Origin of the sequence: Belliella buryatensis (assembly GCF_900188245.1) — a bacterium.
GTDB classification, from domain to species: Bacteria; Bacteroidota; Bacteroidia; order Cytophagales; family Cyclobacteriaceae; genus Belliella; species Belliella buryatensis.
The window spans coordinates 1-16,574 of sequence record NZ_FZOK01000023.1; the positions used below are offsets into that span (position 1 = coordinate 1).

The window sequence follows — 16,574 nt, forward strand, 5'->3', positions numbered from 1 at the left end:
TAATCTGGCACACCATCGCCATTGCTATCCAAGAAGTCATTCGGATCATTAGGATCAGTGCCTTGCATGAATTCATACACATCCGGTACACCATCGCCATCTGTATCCAGATCTAGGTCTAGCATCAAGATCGCTCCTAGATTCAAAGACATCTCTGAGTCTGCTGCTGTGATACCAGTCGCTTGAAGGGTATATCTACCAGGCTTGATATCACCAGGGATGTCCATAGAAGCTGTAAACCTACCGTTCACATCTACGTCAGCATAACCTAAGAAGTACACCTTGCCCGGCTGCGAACCCATCACGCGGGCTGTCTGCTGCCATGAAGCATTTACTTCCACCATTCTGGTTTGCAGATAGGTATCCTCTACCCTGATTCTACCACCTGCATTGCCTTCTACATTCTCTATCAACCATACCGCTACTGCTGTATTCTGCTTGAAGCCTTCGCCATTGACTCTAGCTATACCATTGGGTTCTAGGACTAACAGGCCTTCCAAGATTGGCAACTGATCACCAGTAGCTCTTGCTGCTGCCAAGTCCATCTTCAATGAACCTGCCTCAAATACCAAGGCATCATCTACGATATCCAAGAAGATATCCTCTTCGTTTCCGTCCAAAGTAAAGGTATAGGTACCTGGATCTTGGGTAGGTATCGTATTGTTGTCATCTGTCACAGGGGCTATCGGAATCAATGGACCGATCACTTTCTCTTCTCCTACTGAGAAGGCCGTGAAGGCACTGATCCTGAACCAATACTTCTGAGAATTGGTCAAGTCTGCTGCTAGGTACTCAAGTGCTTCAGTTTCTGTTAGTAGGGTGTAGTTCTCCCCATCTTCTGATACCTCTATGCGATAACCTAAGATATCTGTAGCAGACTCTGCTGGTACCTCCCAGCTCAAAGAAACCTCCTTGTCATCTACTTGTCCTACTAGATTCTGTACAGGTGAGATGTAAGGATCAATCACTGTCAATACACCATTCACCAAGGTCAGCTCATAGTTAGGATCAGATCCTCCTATCAAGACAATCGGATAAGTACCCGGTAGCGAGGCCGATGTAGCAGGCGTACTGATCGCAGGCTCTACTGCTACACGCTTGTCATCATTGAGTAGGCCTTCATAGCTGAATGTGAACACTGGATTCTCTTCTCCAAAGTTACGCTCCGCATCGGCAGCTCTTACTGTTACCTGATGCTTATCAATCGTAAAGCTTGAGGTAATCGAACCAGCATAGTTACCTATACCTGTCACCGTTACCGTAGCTGTACCTGCATTCGTATTGTTACTGTAAGTCACCGCGAAGTCTTTGTCCTCTTCTAAGGTTACTGTACCGTCTTTCACCATAACTGTAGGTGTAAGTGCAGAACCTGTATAGCTCTGAGCTGTAATCTCTCCAATCTCAGCATCTTCCAAAGACTTCGATTCTATCTCGAAGGTGCTTGTTAACGTACCAGCATAGTTGCCGATACCCGTCACCGTCACCGTAGCAGTTCCTGCATCGGTATTATCTGTGTAAGTCACTTCGTAATCCACTCCTTCTTCCAGGATCACTTCACCGTCTTTCACCGTAACTGTAGGTGTAAGTGCAGAACCTGTATAGCTTTGAGCTGTTATCTCTCCGATCTCAGCATCTTCCAAAGACTTCGATTCTATCTCGAAGGTACTTGTTAGCGTACCAGCATAGTTGCCTATACCCGTCACCGTCACCGTAGCAGTTCCTGCATCGGTATTGTCTGTGAAAGTCACTTCATAATCTACTCCTTCTTCCAGGATCACATCACCGTCTTTCACAGTAACAGTTGGTGTAAGCGGAGAACCTGTGTAGCTCTGAGCTGCTATCTCTCCGATCTCAGCATCTTCCAAAGACTTCGATTCAATCTCGAAAGTGCTTGTTAGCGTACCAGCATAATTGCCTATACCAGTCACCGTTACCGTAGCAGTTCCCACGTTGATATTATCAGTGTAAGACACCGTAAAGTCTTTACCTTCTTCTAAGGTCACTGTACCGTCTTTCACCGTAACAGTTGGTGTAAGCGGAGAACCTGTGTAGCTCTGAGTTGCTATCTCTCCAATCTCAGCATCTTCCAAAGACTTCGATTCAATCTCGAATGTGCTTGTTAGAGTACCAGCATAATTACCGATACCCGTCACCGTTACCGTAGCAGTTCCTGCATCGGTATTATCTGTGTAAGTCACTTCATAATCTACTCCTTCTTCCAGGATCACATCACCGTCTTTTACTGTTAGGGTAACCGTGATTTCAGCACCTGTGAATACCTGATCTTGGATATTGAATACCTGCTCAGGTAGCGTTTTCGCTGTGATCACAGCAGTTTCGACTACCACATCTTCAGGTGCCAAGTAATTACCTGCATCTTCCCCTGCTATGGTATAGACCACTGTGATGGCCTTATCTGTACCTGCATTGGCATTGTCATAAGTAGCTACTGCTGAAACTGTAACTTCCTCATCCCCAACCACTCCTGAGAGTAAGATATCTGATACCGAAGCAGTTGTACTACTGTCAAATACCTTTTCTGTCGTCAGTTCCTGAGAAGCTACCGTCAACTGTGCTTGGGTTATCACCCCATTAGTAACTACCAAATCTTCAGGAGCCAGGTAATTATCGGCATCCTCTCCAGCTATCGTATAGACTACCGTGATGGTTCTGCCTGTACCTGCATTGGCATTGTCATAAGAAGCCACCGCAGTCACAGTCACTTCATCACCTGCCAATATGCCTTCTAATTCAATCGAATCGATCAACGCTGACATAGTGCCATCATAAGACTTGCTCAATTCCAGCTCCTGAGATGCTACGGTCAATTGTATTGGCGTAATCTCAAAAGTAGCGAACACTGTACCCAGGTACTTCCCACCTTCTACGCTCGATATCGTTACTTTGGCAGTACCTACATTGATATTGTCCTCAAAGCTTAATTCATAATCTACACCATTAACTAAAGTCGAAGAACCATCTGTAAGAACCAGTTCAGGTGTGATTGCTGAACCCGTATAAGCTTGATTTGGAATCGTCTGCATGATCGCGTCGTTGAGGTTATTGGCGATCAACCACACTGTCTGCCCTTCCTCTTCCGTAGTCCATCTTAAAACAGGGTAAGGATTTTCCAATCCAAAAGGATCTACCCGCAGGATATTCCATGGACTCTCACCTGTATGATAAGTGGCAAAAGATTGCATCTGCCCATTCGTCCTGCCCTCACCTCCTGCGCTAACTTCCAAGCCAGAGGTTTCCATGTTCCAGTAGTTGTCAGCTAATTTGAAAGTAGAACTTACTCCATTTTCTATCAGACCGATCAGCCCCCCTACTACATTAGTATTATTTCCCGTAACCTTACCCAGACTGTAGGTATTTTTGATTTCACCTGTCGCAACTTCACTTACCTGACCTACTAAGCCCCCAACACCGATATCGTCGTCAAACTTCCCTGTCCCTTCTACACCACCTGTTGCGAAGGAATCATGAATCGAGGAAGTCCCATTCAGGTAGCCTACCAATCCACCAACAGAAGCTCTGCCTCTTACAGCACCTTTCGCAAAGGACTGATGAATGGTCGTTTGTTCATTTGCGTATCCTACAAGTCCACCTACTTGAGCACGACTTGATGTGACTGAACCAATTGCTGATGACCTGCTAATAGTGGTGATTCCTCTAGTTTCACCAATCAATCCACCAACTTCCCCATCTATACTGAATACATTTCCTTTGGCATGGGCATCTTTGACTTCTGCGACATCTTCAGCCTGTCCTATCAATCCACCAACTTCTGTGTAACGTGCATTAATATTCCCTTCGGCATATACATTGCTAATTTCCGTCATGACTTCTGCTTGCCCAATTAAGCCTCCGACATAACCATAACCTTGTACATCTCCGAGAGCATAAGAGTCGATTACTTTACCATACCTCACTTCACCAAGCAACCCACCTACATAAGATGTACCATCTCTAGAGCTAGTACCTCTATCACCCATAATATTTCCAGTCGCATGGGATCCAATGATATCAGTGTAATAAGCGCTACCCACTAAACCTCCAATAGCTCTTTGATCATTTGGAATGGTAATGGTCACAACTCCGGTTGTGTAAGAATTCCTGATAACAGCTCTTTTGTTAGTAGGAGGAGAATAGGGATTATAAGGGCCATCAAAAATACCACCAATCAACCCTCCTACGTAACCCTTTTTCCCTTCCACTGCATTAGTTGTATAGGAATCTGATACCTCAACTTCTTCCGCAAATCCAATCAACCCTCCTACCAAGCGATCTTCTCCTACAACTGTACCAGTAGCATAGGAACTACTTACTGTAGTGTTATCTGCCCGGCCAATCAGTCCGCCTACCATTTCTGCTTCACCACTGACTGATCCACTGGCATTAGAACCTGTCACAGTTGTATTATCTGCACTACCAATCAAACCTCCTACATAAACTCTTTTCCCGCTGACTGCGCCTGTAGCATAGGAGTCGGAAAGATCTAAATAATTAGCATAACCGATTAAGCCACCAGCCTCAGCTTCATTAGGTCTACCAACAATAGTCGAAGTCACATCTCCAGTGGCATAAGCACGAGTTATCACAACTCGTTCATCTTGACCATCAAATCCACCTGATACTTGACCTACTAAACCTCCGACGAAGTAACCTCCAATAACATTTCCGGAGGCAAAAACATCACTGAATACACTGCCACCATCAGCATATCCAATAAGTCCACCTATAATATCTTTACCAGAAAGTGAACTTGTAGAAAATGAATGGTCGACAGACCCCTCTTCTACATCCCCAAACAATCCGCCTACAGAAGAGTATCCTGATACAACACCAGTAGAGAAGGTGTTACTGACATCCGCGAACTTTGACATACCAATCAAAGCCCCAACATTAGATCCTAAATTGCCTCCATCAATAGCTACCTGAGTCAGTCCAATATTCCTTATTTTGGATCTATCAGTCGAAGATCCTTCAACATAACCAAAAAGACCTATATGGCAACCATCACAGGTACGTGCGTCTCTTAAGTCCGTATTCCGCTGAATAAATAGGTTACTTACTACCTGACCCAGACCATCAAATCCACCTGTAAAAGGTTTTTGCAGTCCATCTTCTCCTATTGGCGTGAATCCTTTTGCCCAGCCAAAATCAGAATCATCCACTTGTGGAAAGGCATCAGTTGCAGTAGCAGCTGCATCAATAGAGGCGGAGAGTGCAAAATAGCCTCCCATATTGCTTTGATGTGCCAAACCTTGCAAGGTCATGTTGCCTGCTGCATCCTTATCAGCAGCAGTACCCAGCTCAGCGATCAAGGTATAATCATTGCCATTGATGGCTAAATGACCGGTTCCTGTACGCCCTAGAAAATCAATCTTACCTACAAATCCAGGTGCTTCAGCGTTATTATTCAACTTGACACGCACCGTATAGGCAGGATCGTAGCTCGGTGCTGTAGGATCGAAATTATAACCTGACTTCATATCCAACTGACTTGTACCCGCTGCAGTCACTACAGCATTGACTTTAATGTCATGGGCAGCAGCAAAGGTCAGTTTGAAACCATCCCATGTAAAGGCTTTATCAATTACCAAAGAATCTGCACTGCTGATGGTCAAACTTACATCAAATCCCCCATCAACAACTTCACCTTCTCTAAACCCTGGAAAATCATTCAAATCAATTCCAGTTGCGCCAGCTTCTGCTTGATTAATATCAAAAGTCAATGTTCCATTATCCAATGAAAGTACACAGCTTACACAATCCTGACCTGCAATCTTGCCGACTCCTATCGTACCTCCCTCTTGCAGGAAGTTATCATAGCTCACCGCTACCGCAGTTTTACCTACTTTCTTCGGCATTACCCAGATGGCATCACCCGCCAGTTCGGTTGTCCACCTAAGGGTAGGGAAAGAACTTTCCAGTCCATCTGCCGCAGCAATATTCCAGATTCTAGTACTTGCATCCAGCCCACCAAAGGTCGGCAACTCCTGCATCTCAGCTGTAGTCTTGCCTTCTCCAGCAGCACTTGTGGTCAGGCCTGATAAATCGGTATTCCAGTAGCTATTTGTTATAGTAGATATCTCCGAATTCTGAATAGAACCTACCAGACCTCCGACAGTCAAAGTCGGGTCTGATGTAATTTTTGACAGGGTATAAGAATCACTGATCGTAGTGCTAGATTCTCTTATAAAACCTACTAATCCACCAACTGAACCACCTGATCCTTTAGCTATTACTTCACCACTCGAATAAGAGTTTTCGATAACAGCTCCATCATAAATGTAACCAACCAAACCACCTGCACTATCACCTTGATTTGCAGACTGTAAATCCTTGGCATCCACCTTATTTGATGCAAAGGACTCCTTGATGGTCAGTTCAGCACCAGCCAAACCAATCAAACCACCTACATTGATAGCACCCGTAACATCACCTGTGGCATAACAGCGAAGAACTTCTATATCATATCCTTCTCCAATAAGTCCACCAGTATACTGATCGTCATCACTATCTCTGACAATGGAAGAGCTAACATTACCAGTAGCATAACTATCTATTACACTTCCATCGTAATTGGCAAATCCTATCAACCCACCCGTAGTTCGTGTAGCAGTCACATCACCAGTTGCATATGATCTCGTGATATATGAAAAATTAGCTGTTCCAATAAGACCTCCTGAATAATTTTGATAGGCTTCCACATTACCCGTAGCAAAAGAATTACTAATTATAGTAGATGTCCAGCCATTGTCATCACTTCCAATAAGCCCCCCGACATTTGTTAAACCTGCAACAGATGCTTTAGAGAAAGAATTTTGAATTATACCACCATCAACCACACCAATAAGTCCTCCAATATACGAACTGCCAGTTGTTCCAAGACTTTTTACAGAACCTGTTGAAAAAGCATTCAAAATTTTAGTCGGTAAATCTGATTCATCAATAGCAGCGTAGCCAACTAAAGCACCTACATACGATCCACCTTCAATTTCAAAATCCACATTTAGCAATCCTATATTTTGAATCAATGCGGCGCGAGTTACTCCAAAAAATCCTTCGCCAACAGAATTAGCGTTGGTTCCACGATTTCTCAGGCCTGATATAGTATGGCCTAAACCATCATATCTACCTGAAAAAGGAACTTCGCCAGTTCCAGCAAAATCACCACCAAATTTATTATTCCTCCTTCTAACTCTCCCCCCTCCAATAGGAGTATGTTCACCCAGGTTGGCAATATCTGCTGCAAGCACATAGTTGCCCGCTAAATCAGTTATCATCTCGCTTGGGGCAGCAATCACTGTCCAGTCGATCGCACTGCCATCATTGCCCAGCTTGGTGGCAAACTGTTGACCTACTTGTAAATTAATTTTACCGGTAAATCCGTCTTCCGTCAAGCCAAAATCATACTGGGATTCATTATTCAATGCAGCAGCTCCCTGCCCATATTCGAGCGTCAGTTTATCCGCATCACCCTCAGCAGTCATCTCCGCAAGGATACGGATATCTCCCTGAGACCTTAGCACAAGATCAAAACCACTCCAGGCAATATCCTGGGCAACTATCAGGTCATCACTGCTATTGATAATAAGATTTAAATTCACTTCCGCTACAACTTCATCAGCTCGATAGCCTGGAAAATCATTCATATCAATTCCTCCTCCACTTGAAATTTGAGAAGGATCTCCAATGTCAAAAGTTAACACGCCATCTGACAAAGCAAGTACACAACTCGCACAAGCCTGCTCACCTATAGTTCCTCCCTCTTGAAGGAAGTTATCATAAGTTACTGTAAGTGGTGTGTTGACGACTTGTTTAGGCATTACCCAAACCGTACCAGCTTCTAGGTCTGTACTCCAACGAAGAGATGGATAAAGATTCTCCACACCTGTCACAGCTTCTATATCCCAAATACGAAGCGATGGATCAGCACCACCAAAGGTTAAAAGATTCTGCATTTCTGCAGTAGTCTTTCCTTCTCCTCCACCATTAGCATTTGTAATACCTGATGTTTCTGTATTCCAATAGCTGAACGAAACGCTACCTTCAGTGCCAGTTAAACCAATTAGGCCACCAGCATTAAAACCAGATACGCTTCCCAAGGAATAGGTTCTTTCAACTACACCGTTATTAAATCCAATTAATCCACCTACAAAATCATCTCCACTAACGGACACATCAGCAAAAGAATCAGAAACCTTACATGAAGCGCTACCTAAAACTCCTACCAGTCCTCCTATATCAAAATAACCTTCACCTCCAGTGACTACACCCGTTACAGAAGCACCCTGAACGGAAGTATCTTCATCCATCTTACCAATCAAACCGCCTACTGTACTTCGACCGATTACATGTACATCTACCAATCCGACGTTTTTGATTACGGCAGGATTAACTTCATCAGTCCCAGAAACAAATCCGAATAAACCACCAACATTGTCTTCAGTTGGTCTATTAACTTTTAAACCACTAATAGTATGTCCATCACCATCAAATACTCCTGCAAAAGCAGCCTCAGAGTCCCCAATCGGATCCCAGCCTTTACCGTCATTGTACTCCGGTCCATTGACTGAAAGATAATTTGTCATATCTATGTCATTAAGAAGCACGAAGTACTTATTGACAAGATGCTTGCGGACATTGTCGAGTTGCTTGGGTGTAGCTATTTGGTATGGAGACTCCGCAGTACCAAGCCCTCCAGCAAAGTCAGGCTCCATATACCAAATTGTACTCAGACCTTCAACATCGTCCACCATGTAACTGAGATTTGGATAGCTACCACTACCCCCAGAAATGTCCCAGTTTCCACCTGTGAAAGTGGTGAGGGTTTGCATTTCCTCTGTAGATTTTCCTGTAATACCTGGGACATCAGAATTATCTAAGGTAGCCCTATCAAACAAATCAAAAGGAATACCATCGCCATCTTTAAATCTATTTTCAAAAGATGTCTGATTATCCCAAAAATTCTCTGACAAAGTTGCACCAGCATCAACTATACCGATCAAACCTCCAATATGTTCTCTAGTGGTCCCAGGCCTTATACCAACAGCACCTGATGCATACGATTTTATTACTGTTGCAGTTGAGCCAACAGAACCTACCAATCCCCCAACATTAGTAAGTGGGGAAGAACCGCTTGAAGCATAAGCGTTTACATCTGCATAGCTATTTTCAATGGATCCTGCTATTAAGGTTCCTACAAGACCACCTAGATTTGTTTCACCTGAAAAACTCGCTCTAACTAATCCTTTAGCAAAAGATTGAGTGATAGAACCTGTACTATTAAATTCCCCAACCAAACCACCAACTCTTCTTCTTCCAAGCATATCTGTGATGTTGGCAGAAGATTTAACAATGGAACTAGAGCCATCAGCCAAACCAACTAAACCTCCAACAACTTCACCTATGTTAGCATTAAGAATTGTTTTGATATCTACGCTAGAATTTTCAACCCTTCCATTGGTTAAAACACCTACAATACCTCCAACATTGGTTCCTCTTACACTAACCGTCGCTACTTCTACATGTAGGTTTTTTACCTGACCACCGTTGATGGTACTGAAAAATCCATTATTGTCTTGATTATTTGTAGTAATTGTAATAGAAAGATTTAAAATATTTTTTCCTCCTCCATCAAATACTCCCGTAAAAGGTATTATCGATGCACTCCCGCTACTAGCAATAAATGATCTACGACCTATCGGCATCCAGCCATTTGCTTCAGTGTGGAAAATTGGGTCAGAAGGAGTAGCAAGGTCAATATCATTTTTCAACAAATAATTTTTGTTCAAATATTGCCTTAAGGTATGCAGTTGCGCAACTGTAGATATTTGCCAAGGCGCTTCGGCAGAGCCGTCTCCATCATCAAAAATTTTGATTCTACCCGGTTCGGTCTCTGTAACAAACTGACGCAAGTAAGGATAAGATACCGTTCCTTCACCAGATTTGATTGCCCAAATGTTATCAAAATCCCAGGATGTAAATGTTTCAATAATCTTCATTTGAGGAGTACGCGTAGGATTACCTCCTCCAAAACTAAAACTCGTTGTATTTGCTGCTACATCCTGATCCCAAAAACTATTTATAACTGTTGGTTCAGCAACACCATCTCGAAAAGCGACTAGACCTCCTCTAGTAGTACCCGATTGAACCCCTCTTGCTAGAGAGTTGGTAATACTACCACCAATGGATGTCCCTATCAAGCCACCAATTTGAGAGCCACCCGTAATAGATACATCAGAAAATGAATTTTCAATTGCTCCCCCACCATTTAATCCTACAAGTCCACCCAGCGAGAAACCGCTACCGACGATTGCTCCAGAAGTATAACAATTGCTAATCTTTCCTGTACTTAGTAGTTGCCCAGTAATACCACCCAATAGTGATTCTGCAATGATATTGATACCCTCCATTCCCAAATTCTTTACTTCACCACTTAATGTGCCAAAAAGTCCAAGACGAAAGGCTCCACTAACATTGGAGGTCAGACCCAGTATTTTTTTAAACTGTCCATCAAATATCCCTGAGAATGGAATTACAGTGGTGCCACCAGGTCTAATTTCCTCAATAGGTACCCAACCGCTGCCCTGATTGAAGGGCGCTACATTAAGATTGATATCATTGTTGAGAACATATTGCTTGTCAAGATACCTGCGTACTCTATCAAGTTCAGCGGCTGTAGTGATTTGCCATGGATGTGAAGCAGATCCATTACCCGCATGAAACAATTTTTCATAACCTGGAATCTGCTGCTGGGAAGTACTTCTGAGATAAGGATAAGATATCTCTCCCGCTAACTGAGTCGTCTTAATATCCCAAACAGTATTGAAATCCCAACCTGCATCAGCATAGTTTTCAAAACTCTTCATCTGCTTGGTAGTTCGAATTTCAACTCCTGTAACCCCTGTTACAACACCAGAAAATTCAATATCCGAAAAATTGTTTTCTACCACTGCAGCACCAGCAGAGTGAACAAGGTGTCTTTCCCCCCCTGTTTCTGTTGAAGTAACAGTTCCAGAAGAATAATTCCTTCTGATAATAGGATTATTAGTCTGAGAGACACGTCCAATTAAACCGGCGACACGTGATCGACCACTGGTATTAACTATGGCATAAGAATCCTGTACTACAGTATTGTTATCTCCAGTTACAAAACCAACTAAACCACCGACATCATTATTCCCTTGAACAGAACCCGTAACATAACACCTGGATATTTGACCTAAACCAGTCAAAAAGCCCACAAGCCCACCAGTATAATCTTTACCAGAAATACTGACATTTTCCAGTGCAAGATTTTGTACAGTACCTGAAACAGCTCCAAAAAGTCCAGCAAAATCTAAATTGGTGTTATTGATCGAAAGATTTGTTATCCTAAAGCCATTGCCATTAAAATTCCCACTAAAAGGAATAACTTGAGATGTCAATGATGCTCCTGAAGCATTGTTATTCACCATAATGGGAGTCCAATTAACCCCATTAAGATCAATATCTGCCATCAAAATGTAACTTGCTGAAAGATTGTTTCTTATGTCAGAAAGTTGCTGCGCAGTCCTAATTTCAATTGGATTAAATTCACTTCCTGGCGCTCCCAGGTACTTTGATGGGCTTGAACTTGTCCCATCAGGACCTATCCCCGCCATGGCCATAGAAGACCATATAAACAATAAGAAGCTAAAGAAAAACACCCGGTTTTTGGTTTTTTCTCCCTTTGAGTTCTGACGGGTGTAAGCATTGGAAAGGATTTCCTCCCTATCCGGTCTCAAGACAACTCTGCCCTCAAGACCTGATCCACCTACGAATCCAGTTTGACTGATTTGTTGTAACATTTTACGCATATACTCTAGTTAAAATAAGATTGAACGCTTGATTAGAAATCCATAATTTCTAAGGCTCCTACAGAGAGATCCCCTGCAAAAACGAATGCAAGGGTATAACAAAAACAAGCCGAAGCAAAAAAAACCACTGTCTCAAAACTGTCTCACCTCTTATAATTGATAATGAAAAGTGTTGTAAAATAAATTAAATGAATCAGGATGATTTAGGGGCTTGCACAGCATTAGACTTGCCTCTCACATAAGGGGAAAGGAGAAAGGAAGGGATTTGTGAATAGGACGGAGTCGCCACTTTAAACAATTAAGCAATTAAACATTTTTTGGTTATTTGGTTAATTGGTTAACTGGTTAACTGAGTAGCATCATGAACATCACAAGTTGGTTTTTTAACGCTTAACGATTAACCTTTAACATCCTCTTTCGTGATCTTTGAGCTTCTTAGGAGGAAGTCGTTAAGTGTTAATCGTTAAAACGTTAAGCGTAGGTGATTCGTGAATAGGACGGAGGCGCTTTTTTGAACGGTGAACGATGAACCTTTAACATCCTCTTTCGTGCTCTTTGAGCTGCTTAGGAAAAGTCGTTAAGCCTTCAATGTTAAAACGTTATGCGTAACTGATTCGTGAATTTGACGGAGGCGCTTTTTTGAACGGTGAACGATGAACCTTTAACATCCTCTTTCGTGATCTTTGAGCTTCTTAGGAGGAAGTCGTTAAGTGTTAATCGTTAAAACGTTAAGCGTAGGTGATTCGTGAATATGACAGAGTCACCTCTTTGAACGGTGAACGATGAACCTTTAACAATTCCTCTATAAACCATCCCACTACAATATGCTCTCCCTGTAAAAGCAAATAGTATCCAAAATTCAGTAATCCAGAAAAAATTCATTGAGACTTTTATTTGAATTGGTCAGGGCTATTTTTTTCCTTAATCTTATTCTGCCCAATTCAACTGCACGGATACTTTGTCCAGTGATAGCCGCAATCTCCTTAGTAGTCAATTGAAGCTTTAAGAATGCACTTAGTCTTCTATCATTCAGTGATAGGTTGGGGAATTCTTCCATCAACTTTTCAAAGAAGCCCACGTAAAGACTCCCAAACCTCAATTCAAAATCAGAAAGTGCATTGCCGGATTGATCAATTTTTAATTCATCCAATAAGCGCTCCAACTCTTGTTGATGGACTGGCTTGCCAGAGTGATTACTCTTTGTTAAGGTTTCAGCCAATTGCTTAAGCGTACCTTCTTTTTGAATAGCCTGCATCGCCTTAAGTGTCATGTCCTTCTTGGTCTGCTCCACCTCTAACTTAAGTTCAGTGTTTTCATGCTGTACCTGCACGGCAAGATTTTGCAAATTATCCTTTTTTGACTCTACATGCTTGAGATTCTTTTTGATCAAAATAACTCTATTCATGCCAATCAAGAGCGCTGCAATTAAAAACATAATTACTACATAAAAAACCGCTTTGTTACGATCATAAAATCTTTTGAGCTGTGATTTTTCTTCGGAAAAAGCTATCAGCATCTCTTCTTGGAGTACTTTTTCAGTTGTTTTCTTTAGATTCAAAGAATCTTGATAAGCTTTACTCAATTGTAGGTAAGTAAAAGCAGAATCTCTTTGATCTAGCTGTTCATAGAGCTCTGATAAGTTCGTTGAGATATGCTTTAAATGTGAATATCCTTGAAAGCTATTAGCTAAAACAAACCCTTCATGAAAATAAATCAAGGCCTCCTCTAAATCTCCTTGAGCCATGAATATCTTACCTAAACTGATATTGACCATAGCCTCTAGCTGAGCCTGATCCATTAACCTGAGTTGATCTTTGGCTTTAAAATAGGATTCAAAGGCTGCTGCTGAATCTCCAAGCTTAAAATAAACATCTCCTAGGTTATTGAAAAGTTGGGTGCTTACAATAATGAATTCTTCACGCTCATCCAATAGCGCAATACCAGCCTCGATTTCACTTTTTGCTAATTCTAATTCTCCAAGCCCTAAATAAACTACCCCAAAATTATTATGAAATCCCAGTTTGATATTTAAGCTGATTTGATCAAAGGACTTGTGTTTTTTTAGAAAGAATTTCTTGGCTTTCACGAAATGATTTTTTGCAAGCTCATAATCCTCCATCACTAAGCGAATCACCCCCAATTGGTAGTAACCTTTACCCATCCACTCATCATCTTGATTTTTTGTAGCAGTCTGAAGGATTTCTGTAAAAAAATCAGTTGCTTTATCGTAAAGACCTAAATTAAAATAAAGCGTACCAAGATTAAGGGTACTCTGCATGATCAACCCTTGGTCAGTACCTTGCTCAGCTAGGAGCTTTGCTTCCTTAGCCAATTCAATGCCTTTTTTATAATCCTTGCTCAACTCTGCTTTAGAGCGATCAAGAAGTTCAACAACTTGGATACTATCTCCCCGAGGATCGCTTGAGTTTGGAATCTGTTTTGATAAGACTTGAGGCAATAAACCAACTAATAAGCTAATCGAGAGCATTGTATATTTAAAAACAGAACTCGGATTTAATCGAACACTAATCATAAAATAGCAAAACACATTACTAAAAAATAAAGATACGACAACAAATGAAATCCGATTCCTAATTTAAATTAAATGATGAATTTAGTAAATGATAAGAGACAAGGAGAATACTCACAAATAAGGAGGATTCTTGCCTCAAAATATCGGGATGATTAATTTAGGGAATCGCATATGACGGAGCCACTTCTTTGAACGGTGAACAATTAACGTTTAACATTTCTTTCGTGCTCTTCGGGTTTCTTAGGCAAAGCCGTTAAGTGTTAATAGTTAAAAACGTTAAGCGTAAATGATTCGTGAATAGGACTGAGTAGTTTTAGGGAAAAGGTTAAAGAGAGCTGAGCGTTAAAAATTAGTCCAGTGAACTAATTTAGCGAAGGGCTAGGTTGCAGGGATGTTTTTTTTAGGGAAAAGGTCAAAGGAGAAAGGTTAAAGGACTGGAATCGTAAATATGACGGAGCCACTTCTTTGAACGGTGAACGGTGAACCTTTAACATCCTCTTTCGTGCTCTTCGGGTTTCTTCGAGTTTTTTGTGACCCTAATAAGCATCTTTTTAAATTACACTCCTCTTCCTAAACAATTAAGCAGTTAAGCGATTAAACAATTTTTGGTTATTTGCTTATTTGCTTATTTGGTTAACTGAATAGAATAGTGAATATGACGGAGTCGATTTAGGGAAAAGGTTAAAGAGAGCTGAGCGTTAAAAATTAGTCCAGTGAACTAATTTAGCGAAGGGCTAGGTTGCAGGGATGTTTTTTTTAGGGAAAAGGTTAAAGGAGAAAGGCTAAAGGGTGGAATTCGCGAATATGACGGAGCCTCTTCTTTGAACGCTTAACGTTTAACGCTTAACATTTCTTTCGTGCTCTTCGGGTTTCTTAGGCAAAGCCGCTAAGTGTTAATAGTTAAAACGTTAAGCGAAGAGGATTCGTGAATATTACGGAGCCGCTTCTTTGAACGCTTAACGTTTAACACTTAACAGCCCTATTACAAAACATCACCTTACAACCTGCGCTCCCCTACCAAATCATCCCTCTCCTATCTCCAAATAAGGCATAGGTCAACATAAATTCATGGGTCACATTCGGAAGCAAGTAGCTTCTTAGCATCGGCATCTCATAGATGTAGCCAATCCGCATCTTATCGAAGAGCATCCCAAACTGGAAGTTGTTTGCATAGTCTATCCTGTGCCCACCTCCTAGCCAGAACTTCTCTTTCAATACTACTTTCATATTGAATTCTACATTGTCTGGCAAGTCTATCTGACTCCTGTACATGAAGTTGGTCGCTAGAGCTAGGTTGTCGCTCATTCTGTTCCTGTAGCCTGCTTGGAAGATGCCTACTCTTGGCATTCTCTCCATGAATACATCTCCTGAGTTGATCGCTCCTTGATTCACATGGTGTACCGCATAGGATACATAGTAGCTAGGGTGCGTTACCGCTATCCCTAAGTTGAAGTCCATCACCTGCATATTCGAGAAGCTCCCGAGGTACTGTCCTACTATCGGGTCATCTGCTTGCTCCGTCGTCATGCTATTCCCATCTAGGCGAACAGAGCGGTAATTTAAACCAGCTCCTAATCTTAGGTTGGTCTTTTCTCCTATTTGGATCCTGGAGGCATAACTAGCTACAAACTCCGTCTCTGCAAAGGCTCCATACTGATCATGCAGGATAGAGATCCCTGCTGCGTTCTTGCCTAGGATATCTCCTGAGGCCTGACCAGAGAGTTGACCGAAGTCTAGTTCTGCCGAGGCGAAGTAAGTCTTCGGTGCTCCCTCCCAGCCTGCCCACTGATTGCGCACAAAGCCTCTCAGCATAGAGCCTTCATAGCCTGTCAGCGCTGGATTGTAGTAGCCCTGCAAATGACTGAATTGAGAAATATATTTTCTTGATTGAGCGAGAATATCCGTTGTCGTTACAAGGGCTATTCCTATGAATAAGATGATTGTTTTTTTCATGACTTTATATTTTGAGGTCAAAGGTTAAAGGTTAAAGGTTAAAGGAGTGACGAGTCATTTATTTACAAACTCGTCCTTTATCCTTTTACTTAGTCCCTTTCACCTCTTTACTTTCTTAACAGATTCAAGATTCCTTTTCTCACTTCTCCTGTCTCTCTCACTTCTATCGTCCAGTAGTAAGTTCCTATTGGCAGTTCTTTACCTCTGTGAGTTCCATCCCATCTCTGATCCGGATC

General features: G+C 41.9%; 3 protein-coding genes. All 3 read right to left on the reverse strand.

The window, feature by feature from the left end:
• Window positions 1–11,852, reverse strand: an 11,852-nt coding sequence (locus tag CHB66_RS16335) for a GLUG motif-containing protein (RefSeq protein WP_212668472.1), incomplete at its 3' end; no start/stop codon positions are given.
• Window positions 11,853–12,711: 859 nt separating this feature from the next.
• Window positions 12,712–14,340, reverse strand: a complete 1,629-nt coding sequence (locus CHB66_RS16340; protein ID WP_089242487.1) for a tetratricopeptide repeat protein — start codon at window positions 14,338–14,340, stop codon at window positions 12,712–12,714.
• A gap of 1,059 nt (window positions 14,341–15,399) precedes the next feature.
• The gene (locus CHB66_RS16345) at window positions 15,400–16,338 is read right to left on the reverse strand and encodes a PorP/SprF family type IX secretion system membrane protein (RefSeq protein WP_089242488.1); all 939 of its coding nucleotides are present in this window, start codon (window positions 16,336–16,338) and stop codon (window positions 15,400–15,402) included.
• Window positions 16,339–16,574: the final 236 nt, after the last annotated feature.

Coding starts and splice junctions, on each gene's coding strand:
- CHB66_RS16340 (WP_089242487.1), bottom strand. CDS start 14,340: ATGCTCTCGATTAGCTTATTAGTTGGTTTATTGCCTCAAGTCTTATCA.
- CHB66_RS16345 (WP_089242488.1), bottom strand. CDS start 16,338: ATGAAAAAAACAATCATCTTATTCATAGGAATAGCCCTTGTAACGACA.